The sequence below is a fragment of the Agrobacterium sp. 719_389 genome, from assembly GCF_900188475.1.
Taxonomy (GTDB): Bacteria; Pseudomonadota; Alphaproteobacteria; order Rhizobiales; family Rhizobiaceae; genus Agrobacterium; species Agrobacterium radiobacter.
Window position 1 is genome coordinate 465,074 of record NZ_FYEM01000001.1, and the last position, 14,812, is coordinate 479,885.

General features: G+C 60.9%; 13 protein-coding genes and 1 riboswitch. Of the genes, 5 read left to right on the top strand and 8 right to left on the bottom strand.

Annotated features, from left to right (window positions below):
* The first annotated feature begins 154 nt into the window (after window positions 1-154).
* On the top strand, window positions 155-592 hold the full coding sequence (locus tag CFB10_RS02260) for a PACE efflux transporter (RefSeq protein ID WP_003502966.1): 438 nt from the start codon (window positions 155-157) through the stop codon (window positions 590-592).
* Window positions 593-623: 31 nt separating this feature from the next.
* On the opposite strand, the gene CFB10_RS02265 is transcribed toward CFB10_RS02260, so the two are convergent.
* From CFB10_RS02265 to CFB10_RS02285, 5 genes are all read right to left on the bottom strand, one after another.
* The gene (locus CFB10_RS02265) at window positions 624-1,589 is read right to left on the bottom strand and encodes a dienelactone hydrolase family protein (protein ID WP_026364127.1); all 966 of its coding nucleotides are present in this window, start codon (window positions 1,587-1,589) and stop codon (window positions 624-626) included.
* Window positions 1,590-1,688: 99 nt separating this feature from the next.
* Window positions 1,689-2,294: an ABC-type transport auxiliary lipoprotein family protein gene (locus tag CFB10_RS02270; RefSeq protein ID WP_026364128.1), complete on the bottom strand. Its 606-nt coding sequence runs from the start codon at window positions 2,292-2,294 to the stop codon at window positions 1,689-1,691.
* 15 nt (window positions 2,295-2,309) lie between these two features.
* Window positions 2,310-3,680: an MlaD family protein gene (locus CFB10_RS02275; RefSeq protein WP_020012686.1), complete on the bottom strand. Its 1,371-nt coding sequence runs from the start codon at window positions 3,678-3,680 to the stop codon at window positions 2,310-2,312.
* 8 nt (window positions 3,681-3,688) lie between these two features.
* Window positions 3,689-4,525 (bottom strand): ABC transporter ATP-binding protein, encoded by an 837-nt coding sequence (locus CFB10_RS02280; protein WP_020012687.1) that lies wholly within the window; start codon window positions 4,523-4,525, stop codon window positions 3,689-3,691.
* A gap of 10 nt (window positions 4,526-4,535) precedes the next feature.
* Window positions 4,536-5,696 carry an ABC transporter permease gene (locus CFB10_RS02285; RefSeq protein WP_020012688.1) on the bottom strand — a complete coding sequence of 387 codons (1,161 nt, stop codon included), beginning with the start codon at window positions 5,694-5,696 and terminating at the stop codon, window positions 4,536-4,538.
* 143 nt (window positions 5,697-5,839) lie between these two features.
* Here CFB10_RS02285 and dgcA point away from each other — a divergent pair, with 143 nt between their 5' ends.
* Window positions 5,840-6,823, top strand: a complete 984-nt coding sequence (gene dgcA / locus CFB10_RS02290; RefSeq protein WP_020012689.1) for an N-acetyl-D-Glu racemase DgcA — start codon at window positions 5,840-5,842, stop codon at window positions 6,821-6,823.
* Between the two features lie 497 nt (window positions 6,824-7,320).
* On the opposite strand, the gene CFB10_RS02295 is transcribed toward dgcA, so the two are convergent.
* Window positions 7,321-8,160 carry a UDP-2,3-diacylglucosamine diphosphatase gene (locus tag CFB10_RS02295; protein WP_020012690.1) on the bottom strand — a complete coding sequence of 280 codons (840 nt, stop codon included), beginning with the start codon at window positions 8,158-8,160 and terminating at the stop codon, window positions 7,321-7,323.
* Window positions 8,161-8,388: 228 nt separating this feature from the next.
* Between CFB10_RS02295 and CFB10_RS02300 the strand changes: the two genes are divergently transcribed.
* Together CFB10_RS02300 and CFB10_RS02305 are read left to right on the top strand one after the other, a co-directional pair.
* Window positions 8,389-10,704 (top strand): NADP-dependent malic enzyme, encoded by a 2,316-nt coding sequence (locus CFB10_RS02300; RefSeq protein WP_020012691.1) that lies wholly within the window; start codon window positions 8,389-8,391, stop codon window positions 10,702-10,704.
* 136 nt (window positions 10,705-10,840) lie between these two features.
* The gene (locus tag CFB10_RS02305) at window positions 10,841-11,947 is read left to right on the top strand and encodes a DUF2865 domain-containing protein (RefSeq protein ID WP_020012692.1); all 1,107 of its coding nucleotides are present in this window, start codon (window positions 10,841-10,843) and stop codon (window positions 11,945-11,947) included.
* Between the two features lie 205 nt (window positions 11,948-12,152).
* Here CFB10_RS02305 and bluB read toward each other — a convergent pair whose 3' ends face one another.
* Complete coding sequence (gene bluB / locus CFB10_RS02310; protein ID WP_020012693.1) at window positions 12,153-12,869, bottom strand: 5,6-dimethylbenzimidazole synthase; 717 nt, start codon at window positions 12,867-12,869, stop codon at window positions 12,153-12,155.
* A gap of 76 nt (window positions 12,870-12,945) precedes the next feature.
* Window positions 12,946-13,129: riboswitch (cobalamin riboswitch) on the bottom strand.
* A 63-nt stretch (window positions 13,130-13,192) separates the two neighbouring features.
* Window positions 13,193-14,020, bottom strand: coding sequence for a TolB family protein (locus CFB10_RS02315; RefSeq protein ID WP_020012694.1), 828 nt, complete (start codon window positions 14,018-14,020; stop codon window positions 13,193-13,195).
* 192 nt (window positions 14,021-14,212) lie between these two features.
* Here CFB10_RS02315 and CFB10_RS02320 point away from each other — a divergent pair, with 192 nt between their 5' ends.
* Entirely contained in the window at window positions 14,213-14,590 is a 378-nt protein-coding gene (locus tag CFB10_RS02320) for a glyoxalase superfamily protein (protein WP_020012695.1), read from the top strand.
* Window positions 14,591-14,812 lie beyond the last annotated feature (222 nt).

A 14,812-nucleotide genomic window follows, 5' to 3' on the forward strand; every position in this document is an offset into this window, starting at 1 on the left:
AGAAACAAGCGGCGACCTTCCAGCCATATCCAAGGCCCCAAATGCACGCGCTTGAAAAATTCGCCCAAAACCTCTATATGCCTCAGCGCGAGGACGACCTCGGCCATATCGGCGACAGCATGCGGGACGGCCCGGTCACATACCGGAGAATGAAATGCGTTCCCTGCAAGATCGTATCCGCCACGCCCTCAGTTTCGAAATCATCGGCCTTCTGCTCGTCATTCCCCTGGGCGCATTGCTCTTTGGCATGCCTATGGAAGATATCGGCATTGTCGGCCTCGTCAGCGCCACGCTGGCGACGGTCTGGAACTATGTCTATAATCTCGGTTTCGACCACGCCATGCAGCGGCTGAAAGGCACGACGCTGAAGACGCCCGCTCTTCGGGTGGCCCATGCCGTGCTGTTCGAACTGGGCCTGCTGATCGTGCTGATGCCCTTCATCGCCTGGTATCTGAATATCAGCCTTGCCCACGCGCTGGTAATGGATATCTCGTTTGCGCTGTTTTACGTGGTCTATGCTTTTGTCTTCAACTGGAGCTACGACCGGGTTTTCCCCCTTCCGGAATGGAAGTCGCAGCAGGACGCCGTCTGATCGACGGCTTCCGCTACAGGCAAACAGCGCCTCAGTGCAGCGATGCCTTGAAGAAGCTGACGACATCGGCGTTGAAGCCGCGATGGAACTCCACCCGATCGAAACCCGCCGCATCGCTGCAAATCTGGGGCACGGCCTTTTCCATCTCGGCGGGGCAAGGGGTGATAAACGAAAAGTGCCCCGCCCCTTTCACCATCCGATAGTCCGGTTTCGCCGGCAGATCGCCGCGCAGCCGCAGAACATCCTGCGGCGCGACGCCGTCGCCACCCCGTTCCGAACTCCAGAGCTGGACCGGGATCCTAATATTCTTCAGGTCGCCCGCGCCGGGAAATGCATTTAACGGGTCGGCAGCAACCACAGCCTTCACACGCGCATCCTGACCGCCGTGCTGCGGTAATGTCGTCTTCTGCCGCATCTGCGCGCAAATCGGCGCCTGCGGGTCCGGACAGGGCAGCCCGGCATTCGCAAAATCGGGAGTGCCGCCAGCAAGCACCAGTGCGGTATAACCGCCACGCGAAAATCCGAAAACGCCGATCCGCCCGGCATCGATGGAACCGGCTTCGCTAAAACCTTCAAGCAGATGATCCAGCAAACGGGCAATCTCCGCCGGCCGGCCCGTCAGCGCGGAAAGTTCGCCCGCCTTCTTCATGTCAAGCGCATTGTCGCCGGGGTGATTGATCGCCGCGACAATGAAACCGGCATCCGCCAGCGCCGCCGCCGTGTCGCGATGGCTGAAATAGGTGCCGCCAAAACCATGGGAGATAACGATAAGCGGATATTTTCCATCGGGAACAGGGCAATCCCGCACGGCGGGCAAAATGAAGGGGCCGATCCTGACCTCCGCCGGCGCGGCCGCGCAGGGTGACCATACCGCAGCCTTCATGGCAGCTTTGCCATTCGCGGCTGGAACCTCTATCAGCCGGAGACCGGCCGCCATGGCGGCGCCCGCTCCAGACAGGGTGGAAAGCACAAGGCAAAGCAGCAGCAGAAAACGCATCACGAACTCACGGATCGGCAACATCGCATATGGACCGATCGGCAACCGGTCTTACGCAAACATAAAGCGATTTCTTCTGACGGCAATGACCGCTGACGCCTAGAGCGATTTCAGCGTCCAGGCCACGATCTCCCGCGTGGCGGCAGCGAAAGCCTGATCCAGCGCCTTTACGAAATTGGCGTTGCCGGAGCCGCTGACACGGGCGCTGGCGCGGAACACTTCCTGCGCCTTCACCGTGCCATTGCGGTCGTTCAGCAGCTTCACCGAGATTTCGATATTGGCGATGTTCTTTGCCGTATCGATTTCGAAAGCGCGAATATCGGTCACGACCTGATAGTCGATCGCCAGCCCCTGCCCCGGCCGGCCGACGCCGCCGAGCTTGCCGGTATCCTCGAAGGCTTCCACGAGCTTGGATTGCACCATGCGCGGCAGGCGGTCGCTCCATTGCGAATTGCCGAGATACTGCACCTCCGAGCCGGAAAGGCGCACCACGATGTTTTCGCTGTCCAGCGCCTTTAACGCCGTCGGATCGGCGATCAGCAGCTGCCGGCTCCTGAGCGAAGGCCCCTGCGTCACCGTCGCCGAAGAGACGGAAAGATCGAAAGTATCGTTCTTCGGCGCACCCGCACAGCCCGCCATCATCGCGGCAAGCAGCGGAGCCAGAATGAGGGCGCGGCGCCTTTGGCCGTTCATCGATAGTCTCATTGGCCCATACCCCTCTTAGCGCCTTGTTCTGCCGTCATATTGTTTCACGGTTTCGCCGCCGAAGATCAACCGCTGCGGATCGCGGTCGATATTGGTGATGGCGTTGTTTAGATTGTCGACCGTCACCCGCGTGCTGCCGATGAGCGCCTGGAAATCTTTCAGGCCCGAGCTGGAGAAGCGTGTGAGATTGTCAGCAATCGGCCCGATACGGGCATTGAGATTGTCGGCCACCGCCTTGAAGGAGGTGAGCGTTTCGCGCGCCTTGGCAAACAGCGAATTGGCGTCATCAGTGCCGAGCATGCCGTCCACCTTGGCGAGAATGCCATCGACGCGGCTGGAGGCGAGGTTCAGCTTGCGGCCCATTTCCGTGAAATCGGAAACCGCCTGATCGATATCGGCGCGGCGCGCGCCGACATCGTCGGCAATCCGCTTGAAGTTCGCCACCGCGTCGCGCGCATCGGCCGTGGCAGTCGAGACGTCGTTGACGACCGTGCCCACCTTGGCGGGATCAACCGAGGCGAGAAGCTCATCCGCGCGCTTCACGACCGTTTGCACTTCCGTGCTCGCCGCCTCGAAATTGCGCGCTGTGCTCTGCACCGTCTCCATGATGCCCTGGATATCGCTCGAAGCCGAGGCCACATCCTTCGTCACCTTGTCGACATTCGACAGGATGGAATCGATCTTGCCGGCATCCACAGCCTTCACCAGATCTTCGATCGCGGTCAGCGTGCCGTCGAGACGCACCGAGACCGACTGCACGGTGGTCGAAAGCGAGCTGAGGCTTGCAATGAAGTTTTTGATGCCGTCGGAATTGGCCGCCAGCGCATCGGAGAATTTCTCGGCGTTGCGCACGGTCTGCGTCAGCGGGCCGCGCGCATCCTGCACGAAGCCCTGCAATTCACCGATCGCGCCGTCCGCACGTTTCAGGATCTTGTCTGCGGTGGCAAGCAGGTTGGTGACACTGGAAAGATCGGCCGTCAGCTCGGCGGGAACGCCGCTTTCGACGGCTTTCTGCAGAATACGCTCGCCATCCTTGTTGCCGCCGGAAAGCTCGATATAGGCAGCGCCCGTCAGGCCCTGGATTTCAAGCACGGCGCGCGTGGACGGGAAAACCGGGGCATCGGCCTGCACTTCGGTAAAGGCGATGGAATAGGCCGGGTCATCGCGGTCGATGGCAAGGCCGCGCACGGTGCCGACAGGAATACCGTTGAAGCGCACGGGAGAACCGACGGACAAGCCGTTGGCCGAACCGGGAATACGCACGACAAGCTGCGCCGTCGGGCCGCCACGGCCGAATTCCGCCATCCAGTAAACGAAGCCGAATGCGGCGGCGATCACGATCAGCGTGAAAATTCCGACTATGGTGTAGTTCGCCTTGGTTTCCATGCTTCTTGTTACTCCACCGGATTTTCATGTCTGCCGTCCGGAAGAACGACAGAGCGCGCCCGTTTGCCGCGGAAATAGGACTGCACCCACGGATCGTCACAGGCAAACATGTCCTGCAATGTTCCTTCCACCAGCACCTTCTTCTGGCCGAGAACCGCGATGCGGTCACAGACGGAGAACAGGCTGTCGAGGTCGTGCGTCACCATATAGACGGTCAGGCCGAGCGAATCGCGCAAGCGCGCGATCAGCATATCAAATTCCGCCGCCCCGATGGGATCGAGGCCGGATGTCGGCTCATCGAGGAAGACGAGGTCGGGATCGAGCGACAGCGCCCGGGCAAGGGCTGCGCGCTTGATCATGCCGCCTGACAGTTCGGACGGGTATTTGTCGCCCGCATCGGGCTTCAGCCCCACCATCTCGATCTTGAGATAGGCAAGCTCGTCCATCAGCTTTTTCGGCAGATCAAGATATTCGCGCATCGGCAGCTGGATGTTTTCCTTCACCGTCAGGCCGGAAAACAGCGCCCCCTGCTGGAACAGCACGCCAAGACGCTGGTCGAGCATCATCCGGTCGTCTTCGCTCGCCTTGTCGTAATCGGTGCCCAGAATGCGGATCGCACCCGCCTGCCGCGGCAGGAGCCGCAAAATCGCACGCATCAACACGGATTTGCCGGCACCAGAAGGGCCGATGAAGCCCAGGATTTCACCGCGATAGACATCGAGGTCGAGATTTTCAAGCACGTTCCGGCCGTTGAAACCAACGGTCACGCCCTCGACGGAAAGCACCACTTCGCGGCCGTCTTTTCCGGTTCTGGTCTCATGCGGTTTCTGGTCCAGGGTTTCCAACGCGCCCTCCTTAAAAATCGATGGCTGCGTAGAAGATGGCGAAAAGACCATCCACCAGAATGACGACGAAGATCGACTTCACCACCGAGGAGGTGACATGCTGGCCAAGCGATTCCGCCGAACCGCCCACCTTCATGCCCTCAACCGCCGCGACAATGCCGATGATGAGCGCCATGAACGGCGCCTTGATCATGCCGGCGGCAATGGTCGATTCCTCGACAGCGCCGTGCAGGCGCGACAGGAACACTTCGAACGTGATGCCGGAATAAAGCAGCGCCACGATAGCCGCGCCGAAAAGTGCTGCAAAATTGGCGAGAATGGTCAAAAGCGGCAGCGCGATGGTGAGCGCCACCAGACGCGGAAACACCAGCACGCCGACAGGGTTGAGACCGATCACCTTCAGCGCGTCGATCTCCTCGCGCATCTTCATCGAGCCGATTTCCGCCGTGATGGCGCTGCCGGACCGGCCGGCAATCATGATCGCGGTCAGAAGCACGCCGATTTCACGCAATTGCAGAATGCCGACGAGATCGACGACGAAGACTTCCGCACCGAAATATCTGAGCTGGAACGCGCCCTGCTGGGCGATGATCGCGCCGATCAGGAACGACATCAGCATGATGATCGGCACGGCGCGCACGCCCATATGGTCGATCTGGTTGACGATCGCCGCCGGCGACACGCCGCGTCCGCGCCCGAGCTTCATCTGCGCGCCGCGCACGGCGGAGCCGAGAATATACATGCCGGCGAGGAAATCCGCGCCGTTCTGGATCACGGCCTTGCCGATGGGCGCAAAAATGCGCTCGGCAAGCCCCTCCTTCGCAGCGGCTTCGCCCTCCATCTCCACCTTTTCGGGCAACTGGCCGATGACCTCTTCAATATGGTCATTGCCAGTCAAGGTGACGGTGGCGCCGTTGGCCTCAAGGTCCTTGCGCAGACGCTGAATGATCCACGCGCCCGTGGTATCGATGGCCTCGACGGCGGAAAGATCGATTTCCACCGCACCGGCGGATCTGCTTTTTTCGATCTTTTCGAGACTGGGGAAAACGCCGGAGAGATTGCTGTTGCGCCAGGAGCCGCTCATGACAAAACGCAAACCGCCGCCGGAGACGCTGTCGTCTTCGGTGATGGCGGCCGGGTTCGCCTGTTGCCGTGTGTCCTGTTCTTGCATAATGCTCCGAGCGAGTGCAGCCGTCATGAGATTCTTAAAGGTTTCATAACGGTTTGGCCTTCGGCAGGCCACAGTAACCGCCGACAATTCGTGATAAATTTGGCGTCATGTGTCTTTTGCCGCCCTATCGGAAGTGAAAAAACATGCCCCGTTACCTGCAAGCCACAACAGAACGTTTTCCCGTCGCCGGCAGCTTCACCATTTCACGCGGCACCCGCACGCATGCGGATGTCGTAACGTGCATCATCCGCGATGGTTCCTTCACCGGCCGTGGCGAATGTGTGCCCTATCCGCGTTATGGTGAAAGCATCGAAGGCGTCATCGCCGATATCGAGACCATGGCGGAGCGGATTGCCGACGGCCTGACAAGGCAGGAACTGCAGCAGGCGATGCAACCGGGCGCCGCCCGTAATGCGGTCGATTGCGCGCTGTGGGACCTCGAAGCCAAGATGAGCGGCAAAAGCGCCGCCGAAAGCATTCTCGGACAGGCGGCAAAACCGCTCGTCACCGCCTATACGATTTCACTCGCCGACCCCGAGACCATGGCCGCGAAAACGGCGGAAAACGCAGGCCGCCCGCTGCTGAAGATCAAGACCGGCACGGCCGATGACGAGGCACGCCTGCGCGCCGTGCGCGCCGCAGCACCGGAGGCGCGCATCATCATCGACGCCAATGAGGGCTGGAATGATTATAATATCGAATATTATCTGAGACTTGCGGCGGAACTGAAGATATCGCTGATCGAACAGCCGCTCCCCGCCGGCAAGGACGCCATCCTCGCCCGCATCGACCATCCGGTGCTGATCTGCGCCGATGAAAGCGTGCATTCCACCAAGGACCTCACCGACCTGCGCGACCGCTACGATGCGATCAACATCAAGCTCGACAAGACCGGCGGGCTGACGGAAGCGCTCGTCATGAAGGCGGAATCGGAGCGCCTCGGCTTCACCATCATGGTCGGCTGCATGCTCGGCACCTCGCTCGGCATGGCCCCCGCCGTGCTGGCCGCTCAAGGGACAGCCTTTGCCGATCTCGACGGGCCGCTGCTGCTGGCTGAGGACCGGCAGCCGGGTCTCGTCTATGAGGGTTCGCTGGTTTATCCCGCACGGCCGGAATTGTGGGGGTAAGCCCCGGCTATCGAAGGCAGAGAAACAAGATAAGACGCGACCTCGCCGCCTGTTTCTTCTCCCCGCCGGGGAGAAGGTGGCCCGAAGGGTCGGATGAGGGGGCAACCTCTCCGCATACCACCACCCTCGCCCCCTCATCCCGCTGCCGCGACCTTCTCCCCGGCGGGAGAAAAAACAAGCGGCATCCGCTTGCTCCATATTAGCTAGTCGAGGCTCGTCTACGACGAACGCAGTCCTAACGAGATTTTGAGGATAGCGATTGACGTTTGAGTTTCGCGCGAATGCACCGCGCCGACCGTCAAAGTGGCTCTTGCAACATCGCGTGAAGACGACCACCAGCTTTGCCGCACACTTGACGTCATCCTCGGGCTTGTCCCGAGGATCTATTCACATCGCGTGAAATCGATCTGCTGCAGATCCTCGGGACAAGCCCGAGGATGACGTCAGAGAGTGAGACCACGCTTAGGGATCGCCGCCGCCATCAAGCAGCACCCAGTTCAGGCCGCATGCTTCCCGATCAGCCCCGGAATATCCACCGGCTCCATCTCATCCGATGTCTGCTCGGCGGTAACGTCGCTTGTCTGCATCCAGGTGATCAGCTCGAAGCTGCCATCGGCGTTCTCGGCAATCGCCGTGCAGCTTTCCACCCAGTCGCCGGTGTTGATGTAACGAATGCCGTCCATGTCTTCCATGACAGCATGGTGAATGTGCCCACAGATGACGCCGTCGACATTGTTGCGGCGCGCCTCGTCAGCCACCACGCGCTGGAATTCGCCGATAAAGTTGACGGCGTGCTTGACCTGCAGCTTGGCCCAGGCCGAGAACGACCAGTAAGGCAGGCCTATGCGGCGGCGTACGGCGGCGATGACGATGTTGAGCGCGATCGCAGCGTCATAGGCCCAGTCGCCGAGATAGGCGAGCAGGCGGGCGTTGCGCACCACCACGTCGAACTCGTCGCCATGGATGATGAGATATTTCTTGCCATCGCCCGCCTCGTGGATCATGCGCTCGGCCACTTCGATGCCGCCGAAATGCATGCCCGGAAATTCCCGCAGGAATTCATCGTGATTGCCGGGAATATAGACGATGCGGGTTCCCTTGCGGGCCTTGCGTAGAAGCTTCTGCACCACGTCGTTGCAGCCCTGCGGCCAATACCAGCTGCGGCGCAGGCGCCAGCCGTCGATGATGTCGCCGACCAGAATGATCGTCTCGGCTTCGTGATGTTTCAGAAAATCGAGCAGGAAATCCGTCTTGGCCGCCTTGGAACCGAGATGGACATCCGAAATGAAAAGCGTTCTGAACTGTCTGGTTTCAATTTGACCGGCCACGGATTTCATCCCCCTGTTCGGTTGCGTCCCTGCGGCTTTCTTCCCTCTCAGAACCAGACTCGTGTTGCAGCAACATGACAATGGCCGGTTTTTATAGGGAATATGACTGGTGGCATCACGAAAACGCGAATAAGCCATGCCCGCATTTGCATAAGGGGGCGGTAAATAACGGCTGTACCATGGGAAAGTTTGTTGTATTCAGGGGGCCGGAATTGAACCAGACATGACGGTGGAAGAATGACCTCTCACGATAAGAACAACACGCCCGCCAACACGGCAAAGGCCGACATCGAGGAACAGGCGCTCTTTTTCCACCGCTACCCGCGCCCCGGCAAGCTGGAAATCCAGGCCACCAAGCCGCTTGGCAACCAGCGTGACCTAGCGCTCGCCTATTCGCCGGGCGTTGCCGCCCCCTGCCTCGCCATCCATGAAAATCCTGAGATGGCGGCGGAATATACCGCCCGCGCCAACCTCGTCGCGGTCATTTCCAACGGCACGGCGGTGCTTGGTCTTGGCAATATCGGTCCGCTTGCCTCCAAGCCGGTGATGGAGGGCAAGGCCGTCCTCTTCAAGAAATTCGCCGGCATCGACGTCTTCGACATCGAGATCGACGCGCCCGGCATCAATGACATGGTGTCGACCATCGCAGCGCTGGAACCCACCTTCGGCGGCATCAACCTTGAGGACATCAAGGCGCCGGAATGTTTCGAGGTGGAACGCCAGCTGCGCGAGAAGATGAATATCCCGGTCTTCCACGACGATCAGCACGGCACGGCGATCATCGTCGCCGCCGCCGTCACCAATGCTCTGGAACTGGCCGGAAAATCGCTTGCGAGCGTCAAGATCGTGGCGTCAGGCGCGGGTGCTGCGGCGCTCGCCTGCCTCAACCTGCTTGTCGCCATGGGCGCGAAGAAAGAAAACATCTGGGTCCACGACATTGAAGGCCTCGTTTATGACGGCCGCAACACGCTGATGGACGAATGGAAGGAAGTTTACGCCCAGAAGACCGACAAGCGCGTCCTTTCCGAAACCATCGATGGCGCCGATGTCTTCCTCGGCCTTTCCGCCGCCGGCGTCCTGAAGCCGGAACTGCTGGAGCGCATGGCGGAAAATCCGCTGATCCTCGCACTTGCCAACCCCAACCCGGAAATCATGCCGGAGGCGGCGCGTGCTGCCCGGCCGGATGCCATGATCTGCACCGGCCGTTCGGACTTCCCGAACCAGGTCAACAACGTTCTCTGCTTCCCCTATATCTTCCGCGGCGCGCTGGATTGCGGCGCAACCACGATCAACGAGGAAATGAAGATGGCCGCCGTGCAGGCCATCGCCGAGCTTGCCCGTGAGGAAGTTTCCGAAGTCGCCGCCAAGGCCTATAGCGGCGAGACGCCGATTTTCGGCCCGAACTACCTCATTCCCTCGCCTTTCGATCCGCGCCTCATCCTGCGCATCGCCCCGGCCGTTGCCCGCGCCGCAGCAGCAAGCGGCGTCGCCGCCCGGCCGATCACCGATTTCGAAGCCTATCTCGATCAGCTGAACCGTTTCGTCTGGCGTTCCGGCTTCATCATGAAGCCGGTCTTCAACGCAGCGAAAGCCGCCGAAAAGAAGCGCATCATCTTTGCCGAAGGCGAAGACGAGCGCGTGCTGCGCGCCGCCCAGGTGCTCTTGGAAGAAGGCACCGGCATCCCGATCCTCATCGGCCGTCCGCAGATCATCGAAACGCGCCTCAAGCGCTTCGGCCTGCGCATCCGTCCGCATACGGATTTCGCCGTGGTCAATCCGGAAGACGATCCGCGCTACCGTGACTATGTCGATGACTATTTCGCCCTCGTCGGCCGCGCCGGCATCAACCCGGAAGCAGCGCGCACCATCGTGCGCACCAACTCCACGGTGATCGGCGCGCTTGCGGTCAAGCGCGATGAAGCGGATGCGCTGATCTGCGGTCTCGAAGGCCGTTATGACCGGCATCTTCGCGACGTGAACCAGATCATCGGCAAGCAGGAAGGCGTGCGCTCGTTTGCTGGCCTCAGCCTGCTCATCACCCAGCAGGGCGCGCTGTTCCTTACCGACACTTTCGTCAATTACGACCCGACGTCAGAGGAAGTGGCGGAAATGGCCATTCTCGCGGCCAAGGAAATCCGCCGCTTCGGCATTACGCCCAAGATCGCACTCGCCAGCCATTCCAATTTCGGCTCGCGCGATTCTGAAAGCGCCCGCAAGATGCGCCGTGCGCTGAAGATCGTGCAGGCGGCGGCACCGGAACTGGAAGTGGACGGCGAAATGCAGGGCGGCTCCGCGCTTTCAGAAGCGCTTCGCAAGCGCGCCATGCCCAACAGCGTGCTGACCGGTGAAGCGAACCTCCTGGTCTTCCCGAACCTCGATGCCGCCAACATCACGCTCGGCGTCACCCGCACGCTGACGGAGGGCCTGCATGTCGGCCCGATCCTGCTCGGCACGGCTTTGCCCGCCCATATCCTGTCGCCCAGCGTCACCTCGCGCGGCGTGGTCAACATGGCGGCGTTTGCCGTGGTGCAGGCATCGCACCCTTCGGTGTGATGCGGGCCGCATTAACGCAATTTTGAACATGCTGTTGCCGCATTGCGGCAACAGCTTATGTTATCTTCCTGAAACACGGATTTCGTGAAGTATAACGCCCCTGCCACCGGCCGGGGACATCGAACGGATCGAACAATTGACCCGGCGCCAAAGCCGCATCATCGGCCTCCTGCTTCCCCTCGTCTTCATCGCTCCGGCCGCCGCTTTTGCGGATCAGGTCTGTGACACTCTCTACGCGCAATTGCGCGAGCCGCCGCGCGTCATCGGCAACACGGCCGAGGTGCGCCGCTACGCCAATGCACTCACCCGCCAGAACATAGAAATCCGCAGGATCAGGAACGATCTGCGCCGCTACGGCTGCTCATCTGCAAGCATCACCGTTTATGGCAACCCCAATGCCGATCTCTGCGCGCAGATCAGCGACGCGATGGCGGATGCGCAGAGCGAACGCGACGCCATCATCCGTGACCGTGACGATGCGATGGCAGCGCAGCGCAGCGACGACGGCGATATCAGACGCCAGCGCATTCTCGCCGCGCTCGACGCCAATGGCTGCAGCACCCTCCCGGAAACGGAAGCACAGCTGCCGCCGGCCCCCGATGTCACCCGTTACCCCGATGCCTTTCGCCAGCAGGAAAATCAGCCGGGACAGGCAGGGCTTTCGCCCTATCCCAACGCCGCAGCGGAAGGTGGGCTTAGAACGCTCTGCGTGCGCACCTGCGACGGCTCGTTTTTCCCCATCGCCGCCAACGCCTCACCGCTCGATTTCCGCGCCCAGGCAGAACAATGCCAGAAGATGTGCCCCGGCACGGAGACGGAGCTCTATTTCCATTCCATGGCGGATCAGGAAACGGCCGACATGGTGTCTGCAGAAACAGGCAAACCCTACAGAGAGCTGCCAACCGCCTTCGCTTACAGAAACGCCAGCACAAAAGCGCCGGGCTGCGCCTGCAACATGGCCGCCTATCACAAGGAAATGCAAAAGCAGGAAGAGGCCGCCCGGCCGCAGCCCGAAAAACCCTATTCCGGCATCACCACAATTCCATCACCGCAAGGTGACAAGGCTGAGAAACCCGCCGAACAGCAACAGGCCGCCAAGCCACCGGAACAGCCTGTTCCCGAACGCGAATATGACCCGAACGACAGCCGCGTCCGCGTCATAGGCCCGAAATTTCTGCCCGACCAGACAGGCCGTATCGACCTGAAGAACCCGGCACTGAAGGGTATACAGCCGCAGCAGTGAAATCTCTTCCGCGCTCGTAATGGGGCGAGCGCGCGCCTTGCTTCTTCTCCCCGAGGGGGAGAAGTCCGCGGCAGCGGGATGAGGGGGCGGCGTCAGCGATATTCCGAGAGCTTGCCCCCTCATCCGACCCTTCGGGCCACCTTCTCCCCGGCGGGGAGAAGAAACACGCGGCAACGTGTCCCGCCTTATTTACAGGCCTCCGCTTCTACACCCCGCCCCACCGGTTGCGAAACACCAGTTCCTCCAGCGGCACGCGCTGACGCCAGCCCTTCACCGCCAGTTCCGGCTCGGTGTAAAGCGCATCGACACGGCCGACGCAGAGCCAGGCGACGATTTCGATATGGTCGGGAATACCAAGAATGGTGCGAATGTCGCTATCGTGGAAAATGCTGACCCAGCCGACGCCGATGCCTTCGGCGCGGGCCGCCAGCCAGAGATTCTGGATGGCGCAAACGGTGGAATAGACATCCGTGCGTGGATTATGGGTGCGGCCCAGCACCACCTTGCCGCCGCGTGTGGGATCGCAGGTGACGCAGATGCTGAGCGGCGCCTTGCGGATGCCTTCAAGCTTGAGACTGCGATAAAGCGCCTGCTGCTCGCCCGTAAACATCGCCGCCGCTTCCTCATTGGCGCGGCTGAAGGCCACAAAGGCCGCCTGGCGGATCGCGCCATCGGTGACGAGGGTGAAATTCCACGGCTGCATGAAACCGACCGAGGGCGCGGAATGGGCCGCCTTCAGGAGACGTTCCACCAGATCATCCGGCAGCGGATCGGACAGGAACTGATCACGCACGTCACGGCGGGTTTCAATGGCGCGGTAAATCGCCTCGCGTTCCTCACCGGAAAACGGGCGGGCGGGTGACAGCGCCTGATCGAAAGAACTGGCGTCGGGCGGATTGCTCACGGACGGATCGGCTGGCATCGTTTATCCCCAACAATGCGAAGGCCGGGCGCAAATGCGCACCCCGCCTCGACAACAACCTGCCGCCGTCCGCGCGGTTCGGTCTATCCCGTCAGGCCGGTCTTCTGACTTGGCTTCATCCGCCCTTTTCGCCTTCCCGAATTGCTTCAGTGGCTTCAAAAAAAGAGCGTCCGCCTCACAGCGCTGGGCACGTTCCGGGCTTTCACCGGATTCCCGATTCTCCCGCCGCAAGGGCGGGCACCTGACAAAGGAAGCTATGGGCAAAAAAGTTTGCGAATGCAAGTATTCTGCCGGTGGTGCGGCAATGTGGTCTGCCTCCCCCATTACACAGGGAAATACCTGACATAGGCGAACTCGTCCCCCTCAGGTGACCAGTTAGGCGAGTTCATCGTTCCCTGCCCGCCGAAAAGCTCAAACAGCGTCTCGGCATTACCGCCATCCATATCCATCAGCCGCACCCGTACATCGAGATCGCGCGGATGGTCAAAAACGTCGCCGTCATAGGAGACGAACACCACCTTGTCTCCCTTCGGAGACGGGTGCGGAAACCAGTCGCCATAAGGACTGTCGATGATGCGCTCGACGGCGGAGCCGTCCACCCGCACGCGCCAGATCTGCATCCGCCCGGTGCGGCTGGAATTAAAATAGATCCACTCGCCGTCAGGCGAATAATCCGGCCCGTCATTGCGACCTTCGCCATGGGTCAGCCGCGTCTCGACGCCGCTTTCTATATCCATGGAGTAGATATCGAAGACCTGATCGCGAATGCCGCAATAGGCGAAGCTCTGCCCGTCCGGCGACCAGCCATGCCAGTAGGAAGGAAGGTTCTTCGTCATCAGCCATGGCGCGCCGCCTGCGGAGGCCATGAGATAGATGGCGCTCTTGCCGAATTCCACCTTGTCGGAAATGGCGTAGAGCGAACCATCGGGCGAAATGCCGTGATCGTTATTGCAGAGCGTGGCAAAGCCGGTATCGACCTTCTCCGGCGCAACATCACCGGTCAGAGACAGGCGATAAAGCAGGCCTTCGCTGTTCAACAGCAGATATTTCCCATCCGGCGACCAGTTCGGCGCTTCAAAGAGATCAGGTGTCTGCCACACCACCCGCATCTGCCGGGTGCGGATGTTGAAGATTTCGATGGAGCTGCGCATTCTGCCTCCCGGGCGTGTCCGTGTTCTCGTTCAAAGCGCTGGGCAATGCAGACATTCCGTTTGCATCCGCCATCGCCTCGATTATGATCCTAGGGCGGCAGGCACCGTCCTGCAAATTCAAACCGGAAAAAACGCCAGCGCTCCGGCACCGTCCGCGCCGCTTCCCGTTTCTCCCAGATCCGAGGTTCCGCGATGAATACCATCGCCGATCACGGCATCCGCTTCGGCCGGATCGCCGCAATGCTTCCTGTCAAAAATATCGAAACGGCCCATGATTTTTACGTTGGCGTGCTGGGCTTCGAAAAGACCTTCGAAAACGGTAACCCCGTCGGCTTCATGATCCTGAAACAGGGCAATGCCGAGCTGCATCTGACATTGCAGCCCACGCACAAGGCAGCGCCCTTCAACGTGGCGCATATGATGGTGAGCGATGTCGATGCGCTGCACGCGCTCTGCAAGAGCCAGGGCTTGCGCATCATCAAGGGCCTGCAGGACAAGGATTACGGCCTGCGCGCCTTCGTCTTTGAAGACCCCGATGGCAACCGCATCGATGTGGGGCAGGTTATCTGAGGCGAGTGGGCGGCGCGGGGTTTTCTCCCCGCCGTCTGCTTAAACACGAAGTCCCACTGGGGACCGAGCACATGCCACTTGTTTCTTCTCCCCGCCGGGGAGAAGTCCGAGGCAGCGGGATGAGGGGGCAAGGGTCGAGATATTCGGCAAGGTTGCCCCCTCATCCGACCCTTCGGGCCACCTTCTCCCCCGAGGGGAGAAGAAACGCATGGCAACGCCGAG

What these genes read in the sequence shown, in the direction of transcription:
- CFB10_RS02260 (WP_003502966.1), top strand. Translation starts at nt 155, where the DNA reads ATGCGTTCCCTGCAAGATCGTATCCGCCACGCCCTCAGTTTCGAAATC.
- CFB10_RS02265 (WP_026364127.1), bottom strand. Translation starts at nt 1,589, where the DNA reads ATGCGTTTTCTGCTGCTGCTTTGCCTTGTGCTTTCCACCCTGTCTGGA.
- CFB10_RS02270 (WP_026364128.1), bottom strand. Translation starts at nt 2,294, where the DNA reads ATGAGACTATCGATGAACGGCCAAAGGCGCCGCGCCCTCATTCTGGCT.
- CFB10_RS02275 (WP_020012686.1), bottom strand. Translation starts at nt 3,680, where the DNA reads ATGGAAACCAAGGCGAACTACACCATAGTCGGAATTTTCACGCTGATC.
- CFB10_RS02285 (WP_020012688.1), bottom strand. Translation starts at nt 5,696, where the DNA reads ATGCAAGAACAGGACACACGGCAACAGGCGAACCCGGCCGCCATCACC.
- dgcA (WP_020012689.1), top strand. Translation starts at nt 5,840, where the DNA reads ATGCCCCGTTACCTGCAAGCCACAACAGAACGTTTTCCCGTCGCCGGC.
- CFB10_RS02295 (WP_020012690.1), bottom strand. Translation starts at nt 8,160, where the DNA reads ATGAAATCCGTGGCCGGTCAAATTGAAACCAGACAGTTCAGAACGCTT.
- CFB10_RS02300 (WP_020012691.1), top strand. Translation starts at nt 8,389, where the DNA reads ATGACCTCTCACGATAAGAACAACACGCCCGCCAACACGGCAAAGGCC.
- bluB (WP_020012693.1), bottom strand. Translation starts at nt 12,869, where the DNA reads ATGCCAGCCGATCCGTCCGTGAGCAATCCGCCCGACGCCAGTTCTTTC.
- CFB10_RS02315 (WP_020012694.1), bottom strand. Translation starts at nt 14,020, where the DNA reads ATGCGCAGCTCCATCGAAATCTTCAACATCCGCACCCGGCAGATGCGG.
- CFB10_RS02320 (WP_020012695.1), top strand. Translation starts at nt 14,213, where the DNA reads ATGAATACCATCGCCGATCACGGCATCCGCTTCGGCCGGATCGCCGCA.